Source organism: Mesorhizobium calcicola (assembly GCF_042682105.1).
Classification (GTDB): domain Bacteria; phylum Pseudomonadota; class Alphaproteobacteria; order Rhizobiales; family Rhizobiaceae; genus Mesorhizobium; species Mesorhizobium calcicola.
This window is the reverse complement of the sequence record NZ_JBHUGY010000013.1, coordinates 26,257-49,175: the sequence shown is the minus strand read 5'-3', so window position 1 is coordinate 49,175 and position 22,919 is coordinate 26,257. Positions and strand designations below refer to the sequence as shown.

Annotated in this window: 20 protein-coding genes; 4 read left to right on the top strand and 16 right to left on the bottom strand. The window is 64.3% G+C overall.

Translation table 11 applies throughout. The annotated features are described in order from the left end of the window. Positions 1 to 2: 2 nt before the first annotated feature. From ACFSQT_RS06230 to ACFSQT_RS06210, 5 genes are all read right to left on the bottom strand, one after another. Positions 3 to 1,079, bottom strand: coding sequence for an imelysin family protein (locus ACFSQT_RS06230; RefSeq protein ID WP_379017532.1), 1,077 nt, complete (start codon positions 1,077 to 1,079; stop codon positions 3 to 5). Next, a complete protein-coding gene (locus ACFSQT_RS06225) occupies positions 1,079 to 2,680 on the bottom strand; it encodes a di-heme oxidoreductase family protein (protein WP_379017531.1) in 1,602 nt (533 codons plus the stop codon). The genes ACFSQT_RS06230 and ACFSQT_RS06225 overlap by 1 nt, the downstream gene beginning before the upstream one ends. A gap of 12 nt (positions 2,681 to 2,692) precedes the next feature. Continuing rightward, the gene (gene bfr / locus ACFSQT_RS06220; protein ID WP_379017528.1) at positions 2,693 to 3,178 is read right to left on the bottom strand and encodes a bacterioferritin; all 486 of its coding nucleotides are present in this window, start codon (positions 3,176 to 3,178) and stop codon (positions 2,693 to 2,695) included. Next, a complete protein-coding gene (locus tag ACFSQT_RS06215; protein ID WP_379017526.1) occupies positions 3,144 to 3,455 on the bottom strand; it encodes a (2Fe-2S)-binding protein in 312 nt (103 codons plus the stop codon). Before ACFSQT_RS06215 ends, bfr begins: the two co-directional genes overlap by 35 nt. A gap of 113 nt (positions 3,456 to 3,568) precedes the next feature. Next, on the bottom strand, positions 3,569 to 4,861 hold the full coding sequence (locus ACFSQT_RS06210; protein WP_379017666.1) for an imelysin family protein: 1,293 nt from the start codon (positions 4,859 to 4,861) through the stop codon (positions 3,569 to 3,571). A gap of 449 nt (positions 4,862 to 5,310) precedes the next feature. Between ACFSQT_RS06210 and ACFSQT_RS06205 the strand changes: the two genes are divergently transcribed. Further along, on the top strand, positions 5,311 to 6,564 hold the full coding sequence (locus ACFSQT_RS06205) for an NAD(P)/FAD-dependent oxidoreductase (RefSeq protein WP_379017525.1): 1,254 nt from the start codon (positions 5,311 to 5,313) through the stop codon (positions 6,562 to 6,564). A gap of 29 nt (positions 6,565 to 6,593) precedes the next feature. Here ACFSQT_RS06205 and ACFSQT_RS06200 read toward each other — a convergent pair whose 3' ends face one another. Beyond that, complete coding sequence (locus ACFSQT_RS06200; protein ID WP_379017524.1) at positions 6,594 to 7,871, bottom strand: 4-aminobutyrate--2-oxoglutarate transaminase; 1,278 nt, start codon at positions 7,869 to 7,871, stop codon at positions 6,594 to 6,596. 241 nt (positions 7,872 to 8,112) lie between these two features. Between ACFSQT_RS06200 and ACFSQT_RS06195 the strand changes: the two genes are divergently transcribed. From ACFSQT_RS06195 to ACFSQT_RS06185, 3 genes are read left to right on the top strand one after another with little or no spacing between them, the layout of a single operon-like run. Next, positions 8,113 to 9,249, top strand: coding sequence for an efflux RND transporter periplasmic adaptor subunit (locus tag ACFSQT_RS06195; RefSeq protein WP_379017522.1), 1,137 nt, complete (start codon positions 8,113 to 8,115; stop codon positions 9,247 to 9,249). Further along, the gene (locus tag ACFSQT_RS06190) at positions 9,246 to 10,319 is read left to right on the top strand and encodes an efflux RND transporter periplasmic adaptor subunit (RefSeq protein ID WP_379017520.1); all 1,074 of its coding nucleotides are present in this window, start codon (positions 9,246 to 9,248) and stop codon (positions 10,317 to 10,319) included. The genes ACFSQT_RS06195 and ACFSQT_RS06190 overlap by 4 nt, the downstream gene beginning before the upstream one ends. Next, positions 10,316 to 13,411: an efflux RND transporter permease subunit gene (locus ACFSQT_RS06185; RefSeq protein WP_379017519.1), complete on the top strand. Its 3,096-nt coding sequence runs from the start codon at positions 10,316 to 10,318 to the stop codon at positions 13,409 to 13,411. The genes ACFSQT_RS06190 and ACFSQT_RS06185 overlap by 4 nt, the downstream gene beginning before the upstream one ends. Before the next feature lie 219 nt (positions 13,412 to 13,630). Here the strand turns inward: ACFSQT_RS06185 and ACFSQT_RS06180 are convergent, their stop codons facing one another. The 10 genes from ACFSQT_RS06180 to ACFSQT_RS06135 form a co-directional block, all read right to left on the bottom strand. Next, entirely contained in the window at positions 13,631 to 14,377 is a 747-nt protein-coding gene (locus tag ACFSQT_RS06180; RefSeq protein ID WP_379017517.1) for an ABC transporter ATP-binding protein, read from the bottom strand. After that, positions 14,374 to 15,207, bottom strand: coding sequence for an ABC transporter ATP-binding protein (locus ACFSQT_RS06175; RefSeq protein ID WP_379017516.1), 834 nt, complete (start codon positions 15,205 to 15,207; stop codon positions 14,374 to 14,376). The genes ACFSQT_RS06180 and ACFSQT_RS06175 overlap by 4 nt, the downstream gene beginning before the upstream one ends. Beyond that, positions 15,204 to 16,124, bottom strand: a complete 921-nt coding sequence (nikC, locus tag ACFSQT_RS06170; protein ID WP_379017514.1) for a nickel transporter permease — start codon at positions 16,122 to 16,124, stop codon at positions 15,204 to 15,206. The genes ACFSQT_RS06175 and nikC overlap by 4 nt, the downstream gene beginning before the upstream one ends. Continuing rightward, positions 16,121 to 17,182: an ABC transporter permease gene (locus ACFSQT_RS06165; RefSeq protein ID WP_379017512.1), complete on the bottom strand. Its 1,062-nt coding sequence runs from the start codon at positions 17,180 to 17,182 to the stop codon at positions 16,121 to 16,123. The genes nikC and ACFSQT_RS06165 overlap by 4 nt, the downstream gene beginning before the upstream one ends. Before the next feature lie 18 nt (positions 17,183 to 17,200). After that, positions 17,201 to 18,844 carry an ABC transporter substrate-binding protein gene (locus ACFSQT_RS06160; RefSeq protein WP_379017511.1) on the bottom strand — a complete coding sequence of 548 codons (1,644 nt, stop codon included), beginning with the start codon at positions 18,842 to 18,844 and terminating at the stop codon, positions 17,201 to 17,203. A 251-nt stretch (positions 18,845 to 19,095) separates the two neighbouring features. After that, complete coding sequence (locus ACFSQT_RS06155) at positions 19,096 to 20,358, bottom strand: lytic murein transglycosylase (RefSeq protein ID WP_379017510.1); 1,263 nt, start codon at positions 20,356 to 20,358, stop codon at positions 19,096 to 19,098. 29 nt (positions 20,359 to 20,387) lie between these two features. Then, positions 20,388 to 20,993 carry a recombination mediator RecR gene (gene recR / locus ACFSQT_RS06150; protein ID WP_379017509.1) on the bottom strand — a complete coding sequence of 202 codons (606 nt, stop codon included), beginning with the start codon at positions 20,991 to 20,993 and terminating at the stop codon, positions 20,388 to 20,390. Positions 20,994 to 21,081: 88 nt separating this feature from the next. Continuing rightward, positions 21,082 to 22,017, bottom strand: a complete 936-nt coding sequence (locus tag ACFSQT_RS06145) for a cell wall hydrolase (protein ID WP_379017507.1) — start codon at positions 22,015 to 22,017, stop codon at positions 21,082 to 21,084. Positions 22,018 to 22,148: 131 nt separating this feature from the next. After that, entirely contained in the window at positions 22,149 to 22,556 is a 408-nt protein-coding gene (locus ACFSQT_RS06140) for a hypothetical protein (RefSeq protein WP_379017506.1), read from the bottom strand. 20 nt (positions 22,557 to 22,576) lie between these two features. Beyond that, on the bottom strand, positions 22,577 to 22,900 hold the full coding sequence (locus ACFSQT_RS06135) for a YbaB/EbfC family nucleoid-associated protein (protein ID WP_379017505.1): 324 nt from the start codon (positions 22,898 to 22,900) through the stop codon (positions 22,577 to 22,579). Positions 22,901 to 22,919: the final 19 nt, after the last annotated feature.

The window sequence follows — 22,919 nt, the reverse complement described above, 5'->3', positions numbered from 1 at the left end:
GCTCAGTCCCCGTCCAGCGATGAGAAGCCGGCGGTCAGGCCGAATTCGGCGGTCAGCCTGGTGCCGATCAGGGTCGACAGGCTGGAGGTGATCAGTGCGAAATGATCGAGCTTTTCGCGCAACGCCGGATCGGCAAGCGCCTTGTCGATCGGACCGCCGACAGCCCTGGCGGTGGCGACGCCATTGACCAGCTGGATGTGGATCGATTCCGCCATCCAGCGCGCATCGGGCGGCAGTGCATCGCCGAGCTTCGAGGACTGGAACAAATCGTCGATTCCCGACAGATTGGCGGCCAGCGAATTGGTGGTGTTGTGCGACCGCCAGTAGATTGCCTGCCTGGGCTTGTCCGCATCCGGTTTGCCGCCGAAAAAGCCCTTCAGGCGCACGTCGCGCACCATTTCCAGCTCGTTGATGAAGACGCCGACCAGTTCGGTCACCGCTTCGTTGCCGTCGCGATAAAGCGCGTTCTGCGGCCCCGGATTGGCCCAAAGGGCCGCAAAACCATCCGGCTTGTTCCAGGCGGCGCTGACCTCGCCGGCCATGGTTTCGATGTTGCCGGCAACCGCCGCGCCATAGGCGCAGCGATAGGGATCGGCTTGGCCCGTCAGCGCATCGGCGCCATCGCCGTAAAGGATGAATTCCAGCGCGCCCAGCCCTTGCATGGCGACACTCTTGCCGGCCAGCTGTGCCGGATCGGTGGCGGTCGGATCCTTGTCGGACAGCGCCGCCTGCACCTGCTTCAGGCCGATGCCCTTGCGATCCGGCCAGAACAGCATGCGTTCCAGCCGGTTGTTCTCCTTGATCGGCCCGAAGCCGATGATCTCGGCCGACGACCAGGCATCGACCGTCGCCGAAAACTGGGCCCGCGCCGCATCGAGGTCTTTTTGCGAGGGCGCGGTGCAGAGCGTGTGCATCGCCTTGGTCAAATGGCCGGCATGGTCCTCGAGGCTGGCATAGGCCGGGCGGATAAAGCCGTCGATCGCCCGCTGGATGATTTCGGAGGCTTCCACAGCCGCCGACGCCGGGACGCCCAGCAGGGCCAGCGGCAGAACGAGGACCAGTGCAGAGCGCTTGAGCATCAGAGTGACTCCAGGAATTTGAGCAGCGCATCGCGGTCTGCCGCGTCGGCGGCGGCAAAGCGGTCGCGCGCCTTCTGCGCCTCGCCACCATGCCACAGGATCGCCTCAGTCAGGCTGCGCGCGCGGCCATCATGCAGGAAGAAAGAATTGCCGTTAACCGTTTCGGTGAGGCCGATGCCCCACAGTGGAGGGGTACGCCACTCATTGCCCGTCGCTTCGCCCACGGCCTGGCCATCGGCCAGATCCGGCCCCATGTCGTGCAGCAGGAAGTCGGAATACGGCCAGATCAACTGGAAGGCCTGCGCCGTGTTCGGCGTGCCGCGACGGGTGACGAATTTCGGCGTGTGACAGGCAATGCAGCCGGCCTCGTAGAAGATTTTCTTGCCGGCGAGCACGTCCGGCCGATCAAGGTCGCGGCGCGCCGGCACGGCCAGGTTCTGCGAATAGAAGGTGACGAGATCCATCACCGGTGGTGGCGCCTCGACCGGGCCGAGACGCTGCTGCACGCCGTTCGGCATGGCGAGGCATTTTTCCTGCGCGGCGGTGCAGTCGCCCCAGTGTTTCGGCGCTTCCGGCGTCGAGATGCCGATGTCGCCGGCAAAGGCATCCGCCGCCTGCTGGCGGATCGAGGCGGTCTGTGCTTTCCAGCCGAAACGCCCAAGCGTCAGCTCTCCGCCCTGGCCGTCGCGCACGATGTTCGGCCTGCCGGAAATGCCGTCACCGTTCCGGTCATCCGGGTCGGCATGGGCGAGGATATCGGCCGGGGCAATCTGCTCGATCAGGCCAAGGCCGATCATCGGCGGCGTCAGGCGCGGCGACAGCGTGGTGCGTGGATCTAGCGGCCCATAGCCAGGATCGACAACCGAATAGCTGGGTTTGCGCAAGGAAATCACGGTGCCGTCCGCCAGCGCCACCGGCCGTTCCTGGTAATCGACATGCATCCTGCCTTCGCCGCGCAGGCCGGGCACGGCCAGCTCCTGCAGTTGCGTGCCGTAGACCGGGTCGGGGACATTGAGCAGCCTGTGGTCGGCAAGCGCTGCTTTCTCCTCGGCGCTGTTTGCCTCGCGGGCCAGTCGCAGGAACATCGACGTGGTGCCGGCATCGCCTTGCGGCGGACGGCCGCGGCCATCCTTCAGATGGCAGTTCTGGCAGGCGCGTTCGTTGAACAGCGGACCAAGCCCGTCCGAAGCCTGCGTCGAGGATGGCGACGACACCCAGTTCTTGCGGAAAAGAGCGTTGCCGAGCTTGAAGGTGCCCTCTTCCTCGAAGGTGAGGTTGGCCGAGGATTGAGAGAAGGAATCGCGGCTGACGTCCTTTCTGGACGTGCCGGCGCCACCTTGCATCAGTTCGAACTGCTCGGGTCTGGAAAAATCCGACGTCGGCCTGGTGATGGCCGTGACGCGCGCCTGGTCCTTTGGATTGAGGTCGGTGCGCGTGGTGGCGAGGCCGGCCGGCTGAAGGTCGCCGGCAATCGCCGAAGAGGTGAGTGCCACCACGAGGATTGCGCAACGCCCGCGCGCCGATCCGGCTGGCGTTTTGTGACGGGGCGGCGAGCCATTGGCCCGCCGCAAGCGGCGCACGAATTCTAGCAGGCGCCGCATTCCCGCATGTCCTTAGTCCGCCTCGTCCGCCGATGCGGCGTTGAGCTGGCCGTATTTTTCCTCGCCGATCGAGGCAAGCAGGTCGAGCTGCGTCTCGAGGAAGTCGATGTGACTTTCCTCGTCGGACAGCAATTCCTCAAACAGCTTCATCGACACGTAATCGCCCGCTTCCTCGCAGATCTCACGCGAGCGCTTGTAGGCGGTACGCGCGTCATATTCGCCGGCAAGGTCGGATTCGAGCACTTCCTTGACATTCTGCCCGATGCGCAGCGGCGCCACGGATTGCAGGTTAGGATGGCCTTCAAGGAAGATGATGCGGGCCACGAGCCGGTCGGCGTGGTGCATTTCCTCGATCGATTCCGCCCGTTCCTTTTTCGCCAGCTTGGCATATCCCCAATCTTCCAGAAGGCGGAAATGCACCCAATACTGGTTGACGGCTCCCAGCTCCAGAAACAGAGCCCCGTTAAGCCGCTCGATGATCTGCGGTTCGCCTTTCATGGATTCTGCTCCCATATTGGACGCGCAGGCCTCTGACGCGGTCCAGGTGTGAAACGATATCGACGCCGATCGCCTCCGAACGGGCGTGGTAGTTTTCGGTGACCCGAATGATCGTTTCGACCACATTTGGGAAGCAGCCGCAACAGCGACCGCGCTTTTGCATGGTGTGATAAACCTTCGCCGGCACGATCAGTTGCCAGGGATCCTGCTCCAGCAGCCCGACGATCGTCTGCTCGATTTCCTGTTCGGTGATGATGTTGCAATGGCAGATCAGCATTACGTGGCCCGGATGGCTGACGGCGCCTCCCGCGCCGTGTGGCTTGATTTCTTACCGGGGCCTGATCCGAAGCCGATTGCCCGGCTCCGGATCAGGCCCCAGCCTGTCGATGCTTACTTGAACACCTTGTCCGGCGCGTCGAGGCTGTCGGAGCCTTCGAAGGCGATGGCGTTGAGCTTCAGGGTGCCGACGGCGCGTCCGATAGACTTGGTCTGGTCGATCAAGGCGTCGATCGCCGCCTGCACGGTGGCGTTGCCTTCCGTGTTGCCCTCGGCGATCTGCTGGTCATAGGCCTCGCCGGCCAGTGCCCGCGCCTTGATCGCCTCCATCTTGGCGACCGTGACATCGAGTTTGCCCGACAGCTCCCTGTCGACCGCCGGATCGGCTGCCTTCACCATATCGGCCACCGAGGGACCCGAAACGACGGTGCCGTCGAGCCTGGTATAGCTGGCGTGATAGGCGGCGCGAGTGCCGATGGCGTCGTAGAGATGCGAGTTGTAGGTGTTGTCGGAGAAGCAGTCATGCTCCTCTTCCGGATCGTGCAGCAGCAGGCCGAGCTTCATCCGTTCGCCGGCGAGTTCGCCGTAGGACAGCGAGCCCATGCCGGTGAAGATGATCGAGATGGCGGTGTTCGGCTCGCCGTCGACGAGGTTCTTGCGGGCAGCACCGTCTTCCTTCCAGTCGCCGACCATCTTCTGCAGGTCGGAAACCAGAAGGTCGCTCGCCGACTTCAGGTATTGGGCGCGGCGGTCGCAATTGCCGCCGGTGCAGTTCTTGAGGTCATAATCGGTATACGGGCGCTCACCGGCGCCCGGGCCGGTGCCGTGCAGGTCCTGGCCCCAGAGCAGGAACTCGATGGCGTGATAGCCGGTGGCGACATTGGCCTCGATGCCGCCGGCTTGCTGCAGCGTGCCGGAGAGGAATTCCGGCGTCAGCTTGGTGGCATCGACCTTCTTGCCGTTGATCTCGATCTCCTTGTTGGCAATCACATTGGCCGTATAGAGCGAATTCGCATCCGATTCGGTGCCGTAGCTCTTGGCGACGTAGTCGATCAGCCCTTCGTCCAGCGGCCAGGAATTCACCTCGCCTTCCCAGTCGTCGACGATCTTGTTGCCGAACCGGTAGACTTCGGTCTGCTGGTAGGGGACGCGCGCTGCCTTCCAGGCGTCGCGGGCGGCGTTGAGCGTTTCCGCCGACGGGTTGGCGAGCAGGGCGTCGACCGCCTTGTCGAGCGCCTGCGCCGTGGTCAGCGAATCCTCATATTTGGCGAGCGCGATGTCGGCATAGGTCTTGATGACCGCCTTCGCATCGGTTTCGGCCTTGGCCGGCAGCACGAACACCGCCGCCGTCAGCAGGGCCGTGGCGCCGATCGCCGCAACCCTACGGCCATACCGCGCCGTTATCATCGCTCTCATGACTGTCATCTCCTCAGGAATTCACTGAAATATGGGCGCGGCAACGAGCGGCCCGCACCAAGTCAGGCAGGCAACGCCATCCGGCAAAAAAATGGCCACGACAAGGCGTGGGTCACGGAAGAAAGACACCGAATTGCCTCCAATCGAACGGGTTCAAGGCCCAGACATCAAAGGGATGCGCCAACGCGCGAGCTTCCATAAAGCTTCGACATTGATGGAAGTCAACGAAAATCGACAGGAAAAGCCAATTGAAACAATAGTTTAGAATAATTCTAAACTACGATAGTCAACTTTATGCACTTGCCTGCATCGATCTCGCTGCCGAACCGTGCGATTGACAGCCGCCATTCCGGGTGCGACCCGCAAAAGCGCTCTTGCGGCGGCGCCAGACAATCGCCACTTGGCGAGACGTCCTAGAATTGAACGGGGATTGGAATCCGATGAAGAACGGTGTCGTCATTATCGGCGCGGGTCATGCGGGCGTGCAAGCGGCCGCCAGTCTGCGCGAGGAGGGCTATGACGGACCGGTGATCCTCGTTGGCGACGAAAACGAGCTGCCCTACCACAAGCCGCCGCTGTCGAAGACCTTCATCAAGGATGCCGAGGCCAAGCCGCAACCCTTGCGTGGCGAGGCCTTCTACACCGGCAGCGCCATCGACTACCGGCCGGGCATCAGGATCGAGCGTATCGATGCCGGACGCCGCAGCCTGGATATCGCCGGCGGCGCGACACTTGCCTTCGATCACCTGATCCTGGCGACCGGCTCGCGGCCACGCATCCTGCCGTTGCCCGGTTCTGATCTGTCAGGCGTGGTGTCGTTGCGCTCGCTGGCCGATGCGCGGCTGATCCGCGAGCTGAGCGCGAAGAGCGACGAGGTCGTCATCCTCGGCGGCGGCTTCATCGGACTGGAGATCGCCGCGACGCTGCGGGCGGCCGGCCGTACGGTGACGGTTGTGGAAGCGGTTGACCGGCTGCTCGGCCGAGCCGTGGCGCCGGTCGTGGCGAGCCATGTCCGCCAACGGCTGGAAGCGATCGGCGTACGCATCCTCACCGGCACCAGCATTGCCCGGCTCGAAGGCGAAATCGGCCATGTCGTGGCCGCGGTCACCTCGTCAGGCGAAATTCTGCCGGCACGCATGGTCATCGTCGGCATCGGCGCCGTGCCGAATGTCGAACTGGCGCAGGAAGCCGGCCTCGCTGTCGCCAACGGCATCCGCGTCGATCATCAGATGCGCAGCTCGTTGCCTGAGATTCTGGCCATTGGCGACGCCGCCTCCTACCGACACTGGTTCACCGGCGGCGACGTGCGGCTGGAATCGGTACAGAACGCCACCGACCAGGCGCGGCTTGCCGCACGCACCGTCACCGGCCACGTCGACGCTTATTCGGCGGTGCCATGGTTCTGGTCCGACATCGGCGACATTAAGCTGCAGATGGTCGGCTTGACCGCCGGCGGCGATAGCCATGTCGTGCTGGGCGACCTGCCCGACAACAAATTCTCGATCTACCACTATGCCGGAGACCGGTTGCTCGGCATCGAATCGGTCAATCGTCCCGGCGACCACATGCTCGGCCGCAAGATGCTCGGCGCCGGCTTCTCGCCGACGCCGCAGACGATCGCGGCTGGCCCCGAAGGCCTGAAAGCGGCATTGGCCGCCTTCCTTGAGGGTGAACCGGCCAGAGCGGCTGGATAGTCCCGACCTCCAGGCCGGCGCCCCGCCAATCAGGCGGCGCAGACTTCGCGGATCGAGCTTTCCAGGATGTCGAGCGCCTCGTTCATGACGCCGTCCTGGATGGTGATCGGCGCCAGGAAGCGGATGACGTTGCCATAGACGCCGCAAGTCAGCAGGATCAGCCCCTTGTCGAGCGCCTTCAGCCTGATCGCATTGGCGATCTCGGCCGACGGCAGGCCCTTCTTGACGTCGTTGAACTCGACCGCGTTCATGAAGCCGAGGCCTCTGATATCGACGATCTCGGGCACGTCGTCACGGATCGACTGCAGCCGCTGCTTCAGCCTTGCACCCAGCGTGTTGGCGCGGTCGCAGAGCTTCTCCTCTTCGATCACGTCGAGCACGGCGTGCGCGGCGGCGACCCCGATCGGGCTGCCGCCATAGGTGCCGCCGAGCCCGCCGGGGCCGGGCGCATCCATGATCTCGGCACGGCCGGTGACCGCGGCCAGCGGGAAGCCGCCGGCCAGGCTTTTCGCCATGGTGGTGATGTCGGCCGCCACCTCATGGTGATCCATGGCAAACATCTTGCCGGTGCGGGCAAAGCCGGTCTGCACTTCGTCGGCAATCAAAAGCATGCCATGCTGGTCGCAGAGCTTGCGCAGCGCGGTCAGGAACTCACGCGGCGCGTCGTAGAAGCCGCCCTCGCCCTGGACCGGCTCGATGATGATGGCGGCGACGCGGGCCGGGTCGACATCGGCCTTGAACAGCCGGTCGAGTGCGGCCAGCGAATCGGCGACCGACACACCGTGCAGCGGCACCGGGAACGGCGCGTGATAGACGTCGCCCGGCATGGCGCCGAAGCCGACCTTGTAGGGCACGACCTTGCCGGTCAGCGCCATGCCCATGAAGGTGCGGCCATGGAAGCCGCCGGCGAAGGCGATGACCGCCTGACGGCCGGTGGCGTTGCGGGCGATCTTGATGGCGTTCTCGACCGCCTCGGCGCCGGTGGTGACGAAGATCGTCTTCTTCTCGAACTTGCCGGGCAGCATGCCGTTCAGCCGTTCGGCCAGCCGCACATAGCTCTCATAGGGCACCACCTGGTGGCAGGTGTGGGTGAAGCGGTCGAGCTGCGCCTTGACCGCCTCGATCACCTTCGGATGGCGATGACCGGTGTTGACGACAGCGATGCCCGACGAGAAGTCGATGTAGCGGCGGCCCTCGACATCCCAGATCTCCGAGTTTTCAGCCCGGTCGGCGTAGATTTGCGTGGTCATGCCGACGCCACGCGAGATCGACTGGTTCTTGCGTTCGGAAATGGCTGAATTTTTCATGATATCCTCATCGGGCCGGCGCCCGTTCTTGTTTGATGTCGCTGACACGTCTTCTGACCTTATTTGACGTTTTCCTCAAGTCGGCACCGTCAACAGGCGATTGGGCCTGTGGCCGAGCGCCGCCTTAACCAGTCGACCGATACGCGTACGAGAGAGGTTCCCTTTTCCCCGGGATCGATTATCTTCAAACGGACCGCGAGGCTCCGCAGTGGGGGAGCGTCCCACGCCGGCAGGGGAAGCCATGAGCAGGAACGCGACATCCTCCGCCTTGCAACCATTGCTCCCCAGCCTTTTGCCGTTCCGAAAAACCCCAATGCTTGCCTGCGCGATGGCGAGCCTGCTTCTCGCCGGTTGCCAGAAGCAGGAGGCGGCCGAACACAAGCTGCCGATCATGGTGCGCACCGCCGAGGTCGAGATCTCCAGCTATGCACCGACGACGTCGCTGACCGGGGTCATCGCCGCACGCACGCTGAACAACCTGGCCTTCCGGGTCGGCGGCCGGGTCGCCGAGCGGCTGGTGGAAATCGGCCAGCATGTCGACAAGGGCACGCTTCTGGCCCGCATCGATCCGCAGGAACAGGAATCGGATCTGCGCTCGGCGCAGGCCGATCTCGACGCCGCGCAGGCGCAGCTGACGCAAGCCTCCGCCGCCTTCGAACGCCAGAAGACGCTGCTTGCCCAGGGCTTCACAACGCGGCGCGACTATGATCAGGCCGCACAGGCGCAGAGCGTGGCGCAAGGCAGCGTCCAGCAGGCGCAGAGCGCGTTGGACAATGCCCGGGAAAGCCTCACCTTCACCGAATTGCGGGCCGGCGCGCCAGGTATCGTCACGGCGCGCGCGGTCGAAGCCGGCCAGGTGGTGCAAGCCGCGCAGACGGTGTTCACCATTGCCGAGGACGGCGACCGCGACGCTGTCTTCAATGTCCATGAAACGCTGGTTGCCGGCAGTTCGGCGGCGCCGCCGGTGTCGATCACGCTTGTGTCCGACCCGGCGATCAAGGCCACAGGCAAGGTGCGCGAGATATCGCCGGTGGTCGATGCCGCCTCGGCCTCGGTTCGGGTCAAGGTGGCCATTCCCGATACCCCCGCCGCCATGCCGCTCGGCGCCGCCGTCACCGGCACCGTCAGCGCCAGCCCGGTGAAAGCCGTGATCCTGCCCTGGCAGGCGCTCACCTCCGACGACGGCAAGCCGGCGGTCTGGCTCGTCGATCCGGCTTCCAAGGTGGTCACCATCGCTCCGGTGGACATCCTTGCCTATGATTCCGGCGTGATCGTCGTCGACAAGGGGCTGGAGGCCGGCCAGCACGTCATCACCGCCAGTGGCCAGTTGCTTAGCCCGGGCCAGACGGTCGAGATCGCCGGAGGGGCAACGCAATGAACCGGCCCACGAGTGTGATCGCCCTGTCGGCGCTGGTCCTTGTCGGCGCCTGTTCGGCCGAGCCCGAAAAGGCGCCCGAGATCATCCGGCCCGTGCTTTCGGTGGTGGTCGAGCCGCGCTCCAGCCAGACTTTGGGTTTTGCCGGCGTCGTCGAACCGGAATTCAGCGCCAACCTGGCCTTCCGCCTGCTCGGCCGCGTCGTCAGCCGCGACGTCGGTGTCGGCGACCTCGTCACCAGGGGCACGACGATCGCCACGCTCGATCCGACCGCGCTGGAACTTGCCGAGCAAGCCGCCAAGGCCGGTCTCTCCAACGCGCAGGCGGAATTCACCAATGCCGCCGCCAGCGAGGAGCGCCAGCGCGCATTGCTGGCCGACAAGAACACCTCGCAGGCAACTTTTGAGGCGGCCCAGCAGGCGCGCCAGTCAGCACAAGCCAATGTCGAGCGCGCCAAGGCCGCTCTTGCCAGGGCGCAGGAACAGCTCGGCTATGCCCGGCTGTTTTCGGATTTCGACGGCGTCGTCACCGCCGCAGGCGCCGAAGTCGGGCAGACCGTGTCGGCCGGCCAGACCGTTGTGACGGTGGCGCGCTCGGACGTGCGCGAAGCCGTCGTCGACATTCCCGACCAGTTGACCGGCGACCTGGCTGTCGGAACCGGCTTCGACGTGATCCTGCAATCGCGGCCGTCGATCCGGACCGAGGCCAAGCTGCGCGAGATCGCGCCGCAGGCCGACAGTTCGACCCGCACACGCCGCGTGCGCCTGACGCTGTTCAACGCGCCGACGGCGTTCCGGCTCGGCTCGACGGTGACGGCGACGCGGGTGACGGCGATCGACCCGACGATCGAACTGCCGCTGTCGGCGCTGCTCGAAAAGAACGGCAAGCAGCAGGTCTGGACCGTCGATGCGCAATCGAAGGTCGCCTTGCACGATATCCAGGTCGGCGCCAAACGCGGCGGTTCCTTCACCGTCGCCGGAGGGCTCGATGCCGGCACGCGCGTCGTCACCGCCGGCGTCCACAGCCTGACAGCGGGCGAGACGGTCAAAATCCCGGAAGGAGCCGCCAAGTGAAGGGCTTCAACCTCTCTGACTGGGCGCTCAGCCACCGTTCGCTGGTCTGGTATTTCATGCTGGTGTTCGTCGTCGCCGGCGTCTCGGCCTATCTCAATCTCGGCCGCGAGGAGGACCCGGCCTTCACCATCAAGACGATGCTGATCCAGGCCAATTGGCCGGGCGCCTCGGTCGACGAAACGGTGCGGCAAGTGACTGACCGCATCGAAAAGAAACTCGAGGAACTCGACAGCCTCGACTACAGCAAGTCCATCACCACCGCCGGCAAGACCGTCGTCTTCGTCAACCTGAAGCCGTCGACCAGGGCGCGCGACGTGGCCCCGACATGGGTGCGCGTCCGCAACATGATCAACGACATCCGCTCGCAGTTTCCCGAGGGTGTGCAGGGGCCGTTCTTCAACGACAGTTTTGGCGACGTCTTCGGCAATGTCTATGCCTTCACGGCGGACGGGCTGACGCCTCGCCAGCTGCGCGACTATGTCGAGGAGGCGCGCACCCGGATCCTGGCGGTGCCCAATGCCGGCAAGGTCGACCTGATCGGCGCCCAGGACGAGGCGATCTATCTCGAATTCTCGACCCGCCAGATCGCGGCGCTTGGCCTCAACCAGCAGGCGATCGTGGCCAGCCTGCAGGCGCAGAACGCGATCGCGCCCTCGGGCGTCATCGAGACCGGGCCGGAACGCGTCAGCGTGCGTGTCTCGGGCCAGTTCACCTCGGAGGAAAGCCTGCGCGCCATCAACCTGCGCGTCAACGACCGCTTCTTCCGGCTGAGCGATGTGGCGACCATCACTCGCGGCTATGTCGATCCACCAACGGCACTGTTCCGTTTCAACGGCGAGGATGCGATCGGGCTCGCCATCGGCATGAAGCCCAACGCCAATCTGCTCGACTTCGGCAAGGCGCTGAAGGTCGAGATGGACAAGATCGTCGCCGACCTGCCGATCGGCGTCGGCGTGCATCTGGTCGCCGACCAGCCGGTGATCGTCGAGGAAGCGGTTTCGGGTTTCACCCGCGCGCTGTTCGAGGCGGTCGCCATCGTGCTTGCCGTCTCCTTCATCAGCCTCGGCATGCGTGCCGGCTTCGTCGTGGCGCTGTCGATCCCGCTGGTGCTGGCCATCACCTTCCTGTTCATGGACTATCTCGGCATCTCGCTGCAGCGCATTTCACTGGGCGCGCTGATCATCGCGCTCGGCCTTTTGGTCGACGATGCCATGATCGCCGTCGAGATGATGGTGGCGCGGCTGGAGGCCGGCGACACGCTGCGCAAGGCGGCGACCTATGTCTATACCTCGACCGCGTTCCCGATGCTGACAGGAACGCTGGTGACGGTGGCCGGCTTCATCCCGATCGGCCTCAACAACAGCGCCGCCGGCGAATACACCTACACGCTGTTCGTCGTCATCGCCGTGTCGCTGCTGGTGTCGTGGATCGTTGCGGTGCTGTTTGCGCCATTGCTCGGCATCACCATCCTGCCGGCGACGATGAAACAGAAGCATCATGACAAGCCCGGCCGCTTCACGTCGCTGTTCCGCAGCGTGCTGGTCGGCTCGGTCCGCCACCATTGGCTGACGATCATCGCGACGGTGCTGTTGTTCGCCGCCTCGATCGTCGGCATGGGCTTTGTCCAGCAGCAGTTCTTCCCGTCCTCCGACCGGCCGGAACTGATCGTCGACTGGAACCTGCCGCAGAATTCTTCGATCGCCGAGACGCGCGACCAGATGGAGCGCTTCGAGAAGGCCGCACTTGCCGGCAATCCCGACATCGACCACTGGAGTTCCTATATCGGCCAGGGCGCGGTTCGCTTCGTGCTGGCCTATGACGTGCAGCCGGCCAATCCCTATTTCGGCCAGACCGTCATCGTCACCAAGAACATCGAGGCTCGAGAAAGGGTCAAGACGGCCATCGAAAAGATGCTGCGCGAGGATTTCGTCGGCACCGATGCCTTCGTCAAGACGCTCGAGCTCGGCCCGCCGGTCGGCCGGCCGGTGCAATACCGCGTCAGTGGTCCCGACACCCAGACGGTGCGGACGCTGTCCCAGCAGCTGGCCGGCGTCATTTCGGCCAATCCGAAACTCGGCGCGCCGACTTTCGACTGGAACGAACCGTCGCGGGTGCTGAAAGTCGACGTGCTGCAGGACAAGGCGCGTCAGCTCGGCGTCACCTCGTCGGACATTTCCAATACGCTGAACAGCGTGGTCGGCGGTGTCACCATCACCCAGGTGCGCGACGCCACCTATCTGATCAACGTCGTGGTGCGCTCGCGTGAGGCCGAACGCGGCTCGATCGAGACGCTGCGCAACATGCAATTGCCGACCGGCAATGGCGAGTCCATCCCGCTCGCCGCCGTCGCCAACTTCCACTACGAGCTGGAGCAGCCGACGGTGTGGCGACGCAGCCGCGTGCCGACGATCACGGTGCGCGCCGGACTGGTCGGCGACGCGCTGCCGGCAACCGTGGTCAACGAGTTGAAGCCGTCGGTCGATGCCTTCATCGCCAAGCTGCCGGTCGGCTACGCCATCGCCACGGCCGGCTCGGTCGAGGAAAGCGCCAACAGCCAGGGCCCGATCGCCGCCGTGGTGCCGCTGATGCTGTTCATCATGGCCACGATCCTGATGATCCAGCTGCAAAGCTTCCAGCGCCTGTTCCTGGTCGTAGCCGTCGCACCGCTCGGACTGATCGGCGTGGTCGCGGCGTTGCTGCCGAGCGGTGCGCCGCTCGGCTTCGTCGCCATCCTCGGCGTGCTGGCGCTGATCGGCATCCTGATCCGCAACTCGGTCATCCTGATCGTGCAGATCGAGGATCTGGTCGCCGAAGGCAAGGACCGCTGGGCGGCGGTCATCGAGGCGACCGAACACCGCATGAGGCCGATCGCGCTGACGGCGGCCGCCGCCAGCCTGGCGCTGATCCCGATCGCGCGTGAGGTGTTCTGGGGGCCGATGGCCTATGCCATGATGGGCGGCATCATCGCCGGGACGGCAATCACGCTGCTGTTCCTGCCGGCGCTTTATGTCGCGTGGTTCCGGATCAAGGAGCCGAGGCGGGGATTGGAGAGCGAAGTCGCGCACGGGGTGCCGGAAGGCGGGGCAGCCTGAGACGGAAAATTTCGAGTCGCGCCGCGATCCGTCACACCCCCCTCTGGCCTGCCGGCCATCTCCCCCGCAAGGGGGGAGATCGGCAACCTTTGCGCTCCTCTCATTCCTGCGATGACGACAATTGGCGAAAGCAGCAGTGCGCATGATCTCCCCCCTTGCGGGGGAGATGTCCGGCAGGACAGAGGGGGGTGGGAAGGAACGCGACTTAAGCAATAGAAACTACGCCCGCACAAACCCGTCGCTGGCTCGCAGCAGGTTGCGCGTATAGTGCTTGGTCACGCGGCGTTCGACAAGGTCATTCGCCGCCAGATTCTCCACCGCCTCGCCGCTTTGCATCACCATCAGCCGCTCGCAGATATGGGTGATGATGGCGAGGTCGTGGCTGACCATCAGGAAGGTCAATTTGCGCCGCCGGCGAACCTCTTCCAGAAGGTTGAGCACTTCCGCCTGCACCGAGGCATCGAGCGCCGAGGTCGGCTCGTCGAGCAGCAGGATCGACGGTTCGAGGATGAGCGCACGCGCGATCGCCACGCGCTGGCGCTGGCCGCCCGACAATTGATGCGAATAGCGGAAGCGGAAGCCGTTGCCGAGGCCGACCTCGTCGAGCGCCCGCTGGATGCGCTTTTCACCATCGGCAAAACCATGGATGGCAAGCGGCTCCTGCAGCAGCCGGTCGACGGTCTGGCGCGGGTGCAGCGAGCCGTATGGGTCCTGGAAGACCATCTGCACTTCGCGGTAAAAGGCCTTGTCACGGCGTGCGCCAAGCGTCTTGCCATTGACGGTGATGCTCCCCGACGCAACCGGCGCGAGGCCGGCGATGGCCCGCAGCAGCGTCGATTTGCCGGAGCCGGACTCGCCGACCAGGCCGAAGGATTCGCCCGGCTGCACGTCCAGGCTGACGCCCTTCAGCGCGCGAAAGCGGTCGAAGATCACTTCCAGCCTGTCGACGGCGATCGCTGCTGTCATGCCGCCCACTCCGGCTTGCGGTCGAGCACCGGCAGCGGATGGCGGTCGGCGCCGATCTTGGGCATGCAGTTGAGCAGGCCGCGCGTGTAGGGATGCTGGGCACGGCCGAGTTCGGATGCCTTGAGCTGCTCGATCACCTTGCCGGCATACATGACGATGACGCGGTCGCAGAAGGACGAGACCAGGCGCAGGTCGTGCGAGATGAAGATCAGCCCCATGCCGCGCTCGCTGACCAGCCTGTCCAGAATGCCGAGCACGTCGAGCTGGACGGTGACGTCGAGCGCCGAGGTCGGCTCGTCGGCGATCATCATTTCCGGCCCGGCGATCAGCATCATGGCGATCATGGCGCGCTGGCCCATGCCGCCGGAGACCTCGTGCGGATGCAGGTCGAAGACGCGGGCCGGGTCGCGGATCTGCACCGCTTCCAGCATCGCCAGGGCGCGGTCGCGCGCCTCCGCCTTGCCGACCTTTTCATGCGTGCGCAGCGTCTCGACGATCTGACGGCCGATGCTCATCACCGGGTCGAGCGAGTATTTCGGGTCCTGCAGGATCATGGCGATGCGCTTTCCGCGCAGCGCGCGGCGTTCGCGTGGCGACGCCGCCAAAAGGTCGATGCCGTCGAAGGCCAGCCTGTTGGCCGATATCCGGGCCTGCGGCGGCGTCAGCCCCATGATGGCGCGGCCGGTCTGCGATTTGCCGGAGCCGGACTCGCCGACGATGCCAAGCCGTTCGCGGCCAAGCGAGAAGGAGACGCCGCGCACCGCCTCGATCAGCCCGGTGCGGGTCGGGAAGGTGACGCGCAGATCGTCGACATCGAGAAGCGTGCTCATTGGTCACCACTGCGGGGATCGAGCGCGTCGCGCAGGCCATCGCCGAGCAGGTTGAAGCCAAGGCTGACGATGAGGATGGCGAAGCCCGGCGCTCCGGCCACCCACCATTGGTCGAGCACGAAGCGGCGGCCCGATGCGATCATGGTGCCCCATTCGGGCAGCGGCGGCTGCGCGCCAAGGCCGAGGAAGCCGAGGCCGGCGGCGGTCAGGATGATACCGGCCATGTCGAGCGTCACCCGGATGATCAGCGAGGAGATGCAGAGCGGCATGATGTGGCGCAGCACGATGCGGAAGGGCGAAGCGCCCATCAATTGCACCGCCTTGATGTAGTCGGAATTGCGCACGGTCAGAGTTTCCGCGCGAGCAATTCGAGCGTATGGCGGCCAGGAGGTGATGGCGATGGCCAGCACCGCATTCTCGATGCCGGGGCCGAGGGCGGCGACAAAAGCCAACGCCAGGATCAGCTTGGGGAAGGCGAGGAAGATGTCGGTGATGCGCATCAAGATGGCATCGGTCCAGCCGCCGGCATAGCCGGCGACTGTGCCAACCAAAAGGCCGATCGGCGCGGCGATGATGGCAACCAGGATGACCACGTAGAGCGTCCAGCGCGAGCCGTAGAGAATGCGCGAAAGGATGTCGCGGCCGAGATCGTCGGTGCCGAACCAGTGCTCGGCGCTCGGCGCCAGCAGGCGCGAGCCCTTGAGGTCGCCGAATGTCGGCGAATAGGGCGCCAGCACACCGGCAATAGCGGCGACGACCAACAGGGCAATGATGATGAGCAGGCCGAGAAACGCCAGCCGGTTGGCGGAAAAGCGCCGCCACGCCACATAGGCGCGGCCGAGCTTGGCCTGCATGCGCGAGGCCGGCCGCTCGCTGAGCAGCCAGTCGAGACGGCTCTGGATGGCGTCGGCGCTCATGCTGACTTCGTCCTTGGATCGAGCACGCGGTACAGAAGGTCGGAGAGAAGGTTGATGGCGATGAACACCGAGCCGATAACAATGGTGCCGCCGAGAACCGCATTCATGTCGGCATTCTGCAGCGAGTTGGTGATGTAGAGGCCGATGCCCGGCCACGAGAACACGGTCTCGGTCAGCACCGAGCCTTCGAGCAGCCCGGCATAGGAGAGCGCGATCACCGTCACCATAGGCACCGCGGCGTTGCGCAGCGCGTGGCCCCAGATGATGCGGGTTTCCGACAGGCCCTTGGCGCGCGCCGCGACAATGTATTCCTGCGCCAGTTCGTTGAGCATGAACGAGCGCGTCATCCGGCTGATATAGGCGAGCGAGAAGTAGCCGAGCAGCGAGGCCGGCAGGATGATGTGGCGGAAGGCATCGTAGAAGACATCCCACTGCCGCTGCCACATGGAATCCAGGAGATAAAAGCCGGTGATCGGCGTGAAGGTGTATTCGTAAACCACGTCGAGCCGGGCCGGGAAGGCGACCCATTGCAGCTTGGCGTAGAACAGCACCAGCGCCAACAGCCCAAGCCAGAAGATCGGCACGGAATAACCGATCAGGCCGATGATGCGCACGATCTGGTCGATGAGGCTGCCGCGCTTGACAGCGGCCAGCACGCCGAGCGGCACGCCGAACAGCGCACCGATCAGAGTTCCCAGCGTCGCCAGTTCCGTCGTTGCCGGAAGGGCGCGGCGAATATCGGTCATGACAGGATTGGTGGTCAGCACCGAGGTGCCGAAATTGCCGTGCAGCGCGCTTTTCACATAAATGTAGAACTGCTCGACCAACGGCAGGTCGAGGCCCATCTCGCGGCGCGTGCGTTCGATGACATCGGCCGGCGCCCGGTCGCCGAGCACCGCCAGCACTGGGTCGATCGGGATGACACGGCCGATGAAGAAGGTGACCGCGAGCAGACCAAGATAGGTCGTGATCGCGATGACCAGGAAACGGCCAAGCGATGATGCAAAGGCGACGGCGCGGGCGCTGCCGCGCCCGCCCTCGTTTTCAATCGCGCTCATGCTGCGCGTCCGCGGGCACTATTCCTTCGACACCGGCCCGACGAAGTTGGTGTCGAAGCTCGGGCCGAGCGCGAAGCCTTTGAGGTTCTTGCGCAGGCCGGCCACTTCCAGCTGCTGGTGGATGATGACGAAGGGGCTGGTGTCGAGGATCTTCTTCTCGAGATCCTTGTACATATCGGCGCGCTTGCCTGCATCCTTCTCGAGCAGAGCCGCTTCCGTTTCCTTGGTCAGGTCCGGAATGTCCCAGGAGTTGCGCCAGGCAAGCGTATGGGACTTGCCGGCGTCCGAATTGTCGGGATTCGAGGCGAAGGTCTGGGCATTGGAGTTCGGATCGAAGTAATCCTGGCCCCACTGGCCAATATAGATGTCGTGGTTGCGGGCGCGGTATTTGGTCAGCGTCTGTTTGCCGTCGCCGGGGATGATCTCCAGTTTGATGCCGGCCTGACCCAGCGTCTGCTGGATCGATTCGGCCATGCCTGTCTCCGGCTGTTTGCTGCGCACGTCCATGGTTACGCTGAAGCCGTCCGGCATACCGGCCTTGGCCAACAGTTCCTTCGCCTTGGCGACGTCGAGCTTGAACGGATTCTCGTCGAGTTCACCCAGCACGCCCTTGGGCAGGAACGTCTGGTGGATCTCGCCAATGCCCTTGAGGATGGTCGAGCCCAAGGCATCATAGTCGACCAGATACTTGAACGCCTGGCGCACCTCGGGCTTGGCGAGGTTCGGGTTCTTCTGGTTGAGGCTGATATAGTAGACCGTGCCCTTCGGCGCGCCGGTGGTGGTGAGATCGGCGTTCTTGGCGATGGCGTCGAGATCGTTCGGCTCGAGATTGCGGGCAACGTCGATGTCACCGGCTTCGAGCGCCAGGCGCTGGGCCGAGCTTTCCTTCATGTTGCGATAGATGACGCGGGCAAGCTTGGCCTTTTCGCCGTAGTAATTGTCGTTGCGCTCGAGAACGACAGCCTCGTTGGCGCGCCATTCGCGCAGTTTGTAGACGCCGGAGCCGGCATAGCCGGTCTTCAGCCAGGCATTGCCGAAGTCATTGTCCCATTTGTAGTCGGCGCTCGGCGTCACCGCCGCGACATGTTCCTTGACCAGCTTGGCGTCGACCACCGAAGCGACGGTTGCCGACAGGCAGTTCAAGACGAAGCTCGGCGCATAGGCCTTGTCGACGGTGAACTGGAAGGTGGTGTCATCGACCGCCTTGGCCTTTTCGGTGACGTTGTCGCCGCTGATGCCGAACTGGCCGATGATGAAGGCCGGGCTCTTGTCCAGCTTGACGGCGCGCTCGAACGAATAGGCGACGTCGGCCGCGGTGATCGGATTGCCGGAGGCGAATTTCAGGCCGGGCTTGAGCTTGAAGCTGTAGGTCAGGCCGTCGTCGGACACTGTCCAGCTTTCGGCGAGGTCGCCCTTGACCTTGGAGGTGTCGCTGAGGTCGAGGCGGACAAGCAGATCGTAGGTGTTGCCGGTGACCTCGGCGGTCGACAGTTCGAACGCCTCGCCCGGGTCCATCGAGATGATGTCGTCGATCGCGAAACCTTCGACCAGCGTGTCGGCGGGCGTGACCGCGCCCGCTGGCGCGCCGGCCAGAAGCAGCGCGGACATGGCGGCACCCGCGAGCAAGATGCGGGAGCGTCGAGCAAACTTTTCCATCATCATCGTGATTGTTCCCTGTTTTGTTGGCCTGAGTTCCCGGCTCAGGATTGCAGTATTCTTTCGGGACCGGTGACGGCCCCCTGCCACTTACCGTCGTGGTTTTTGTCCAATTGGTCAACACCATATCGGGCAGCTTCCAAGCCGGCAACGAGCATTTGCAAGACAGCGTATTGGACCAGAACGGGCTGTGGTCAGTCGACGCATCCGCCAGCTAATTGATGCCGCCAATCGGGAAAAATCTGCTAATATTCGAGCTATTTCAGCACGGCGACCAGATCGGCGTCGGGAAAACAGGTGGCGGCGCGGCCGTTCTTGGCCTGCCACTTGCCAATCGAGCGGCGGGTCTTGAAGCCGGGCAACCCGTCGGCGCTGCCGACATCATAGCCCTTGGCTTCCAGCGCCCGCTGCAAGGCGGCAATGTCGGAGCGGTAGAGACCGCCGACCGCACCCCAGCCGCCGGCAAAATTGCTGTCGCCATGGGCGATGCGATCGGCGCCATGGCCGATGAACAGCGCGTAGAGGTCGCTGGTGTTGTATTCCTTCAGCACGTAGAAATTGGGCGTGGCGATGAAGGCCGGCCCGCTGCGCCCGGCCGGCATCAGCAGAAAACCCTCGGCCTTCAGCTCGCTCGCCGGAAACGCTTTTCCACCGACGCGCTTGATGCCCATATCAGCCCATTGCGAAATTGTCTTGCCCTGGTCCGGGCCTTCGAGCGAACAGGAGACCGTCGCCGGCACGGTCACCTCAAAACCCCAGCCTCGCCCCCGCACCCAGCCATAATGGACGAGATAGTTAGCGATCGAGGCCAGCACGTCCGGCGTCGAATTCCAGATGTCGACGCGGCCATCGCCGTCGAAATCGACGGCGTGCTTCAGGAACGAGGTCGGCATGAATTGCGGCTGGCCGAGCGCACCGGCCCAGGATGATTTCATGGCGCCGACCGGAGCCAGCCCGCGCTCGACGATTTCCAGCGCGGCCAAAAGCTCGGTGCGAAAGAAATCCTTCTTGGTCGACATGAACGCCTTGGTGCCCAGCACCTCGAAGGCGTCATACGGCATCTTTGCCGCGCCGAAGCCGGTCTCGCGGCCCCAGATCGCCAGCAGCACCTCGCCCGGCACGCCATAGCGCTTCTCGATGGCGGCCAGCGTGCGGGCATTGGTCGCCTCGCGCGCCCGTCCGCCTGATGTCACCGCACCGATGGTCTTCTCGGCGAAATAGGCGCCGGGCGAGCCGAACTCGGCCTGATGCTGCTTCTGCGGCGTCGTCGCCTTCTCGCCCGGCTTCACCAGGTCGGGCAGCTTCAGATTGGGCTTGATGCCATCGAAAGCGGCATCGAAGGTTTTTTTGGAAATGCCTTTCGCCTTGGCTTCCGGCCACAGGTTGTCCTGCAGCCAGGCGCGGAATTGGTCGTCGATCTTTGCGGCGGAGGCCGGGGCCGAGGCGCCCAACGCGATAAGGATTGCGAGGACAGTCGCAGTAACCAGTTCATAGAGGGGGGCGCGAAGGAATGCGGTCATCTCAGGGGCATCCTTCTCCGCCAATTGCGTCAAAACGCCGTCCGCGAGCGCAGCGCGGCGGCCAGCGTGCCTTCGTCGAGATAATCGAGTTCACCACCGACCGGCACGCCATGTGCAAGCCGCGTCACCTTGATGTCGAAGCCGGACAGCTGATCGGTGAGGTAGTGCGCGGTGGTCTGGCCTTCGACCGTGGCGTTGACGGCGAGGATGATCTCCTTGACCTCGCCGCCGGCTACGCGGTCGATCAGCGAGCGGATGTTGAGCTGGTCGGGGCCGATGCCGTCGAGCGGCGACAGCGTGCCGCCGAGCACGTGGTAGCGCACATTCATCGCTGCCGCCCGCTCCAGCGCCCACAGGTCGGAGACGTCCTCGACCACGATGATGGTGCCGGCATCACGGCGCGGATCAGTGCAGATCATGCAAGGATCAGCCGTATCGACATTGCCGCAGGTCGAGCAGATGCGCACCTTGTCGGCCGCCTCGGCCATGGCGGCGGCGAGCGGCGACAGCAGCTGCTCCTTCTTCTTGATCAGATGCAGTGCGGCGCGCCTGGCCGAACGGGGACCCAGGCCAGGCACCTTGGCCAGCAGCTGGATCAGGCGTTCGATCTCGGGACCGGCGATTCGCTTGGACATCGCTCTGATCTAGGATTTTTCAGAGCGGTTTGGAACATCCCGCATCCGCATGACCCGCCATATTGCCTGGCGGACCATGGAGTACGGATCAGTTGACCTCGAGCGGACGGCTCTGGCTGGCGATCATCGCGCCGATGGCGTCGGTGTTCTCAGGCGTCGACTGGAACCCCATCGACGCCTCTTGCGGCGCGTTCGGGATCGAGGAGATGACCCGGGTGTTCAGGGTTCCGCCAAAACGGGCGGCATCCGGTTCTTCCATCGGCTCCTGCATCGCCACCACCGTCGGCTCCGCCGAGACGCGCGCGGATTTCGCGGTCGGCGCCACCGCGGCGGTCATATAAGCCTGTTGGGCGGGAGCGGACCAAACGGTTGCCGGCTTGGCCGGACGCGCCGGCTCGGCGGAAGCGACAAGCGTCACCGGTGCGGCGACCGGCTTCGCCATTTCGGGCGCCGCCGAAGCAATGGCGACCTGCGGCTCATCCGGCAGCGGCTGCCAGTTGCGGCCGCGCTTCTCGTAGAAGGCATTGCCGCCGGCAACCATGGTGTAGCGCATGTTCTTGTAGGGGAACCGCAGCCCGGCGGTGTGGAAATACATCGTGTTCTTCAGCTTGGCCTTGCGCTCGCCCTTGAGCACGGCGTCGGCGGCTTCCTCGACATCGGGCATCGCCCGCGAATTCATCTGGCGGGTCATGACGCCGGGCGCGAACTGCCCGGGCTCGCCCACCACCTGGCAGATGGTGCTGCCGTGGTTGCCGGAGCGCAGCCGGTTCATGACCACCGTGCCGACCGCGATCATGCCGTCGCGGCTCGACCGGTTGGACTCGAAGAACATCGCCCGTTCCAGGCATTCCTTGTCCTTCGGCGTGTGACTGTAGGATCGGGAGCTCAGGAAACTCGGCGTGATGGCGTCGGTCAGGCTGGCAACGGACATGCCGTGCGAAGTGGTCTGGCTGCAGGCAGCCAAAAACAGAGGTGAAATGACGGCGCCGAGCAACAGCGGCGTCTTCCATCGCATGGCAATCAACAGGTAACCCTCATTTCGATGCCCGCCCCCAGGCTGCGGCAAGAATGAGACACTTTCAGGCAAAATGATGGCTAAAACGTTATTGGTGAGGCGCTGTTGCCAAATTGGCACAGTTGCGTGGCTTTATCCAGTCAACGCGCCGCAATCGTCGAGACCGGCTGACCGGGTTCGACCTCCTCGACTTTCTCGGAAAACAGGCCGCGTCTGAGGAACAGCGCCAGCGCGTCCCTGGCCGTTGGCGCGATCTTTCCCGGCCAGTCGCTTTCGATGAATTCGGCCTTGGTGAAGTCCGGATTGGTCTCGCAGGCCGCCTCCAGGAATTCGGCGATCTCGAGCACGATCACGCGCTCGTCCTTCGATAGCGCCGACGTGCCGGCCTCTATCGACGGGCGATGCACGAAATCCTCGAACAGATTGAAGTAACCATTGATGCCGACAAGATCGACGCCGGCATCGCAATCGGCAAGGATTTCCAGGATCTCGTAGATCCTGTTGCGGACACGCTGCTCGATCACTCTTTCGGACGGCTCTTCGAACATGGGCGTGCTGCCATTGAGCGCTAGAAGGGCAATTTCATTCCTGGCGGGATCGGCAGGCCGGCGGTCAACGCCTTGGTCTTTTCCTGCATGATCAACTCGACCTTGGCCTTGGCGTCGTTGTGGGCGGCGAGCACCAGGTCTTCCAGGATCTCGACATCATCCTCCTTGAACAGGGACGGATCGATCTTCAGCGACTTCATCTCGAATTTTCCGGTCAGCGTCACGTTGACCAGGCCGCCGCCGGCCTGGCCGGACGCTTCCAGCGTGGCGATCTCGTCCTGCATGGCCTGGAACTTGGCCTGCATTTCCTTCGCCTTGCCCATCAGGCCGAGAAGATCTTTCATGGTCGGGTCCTTTGCGGAT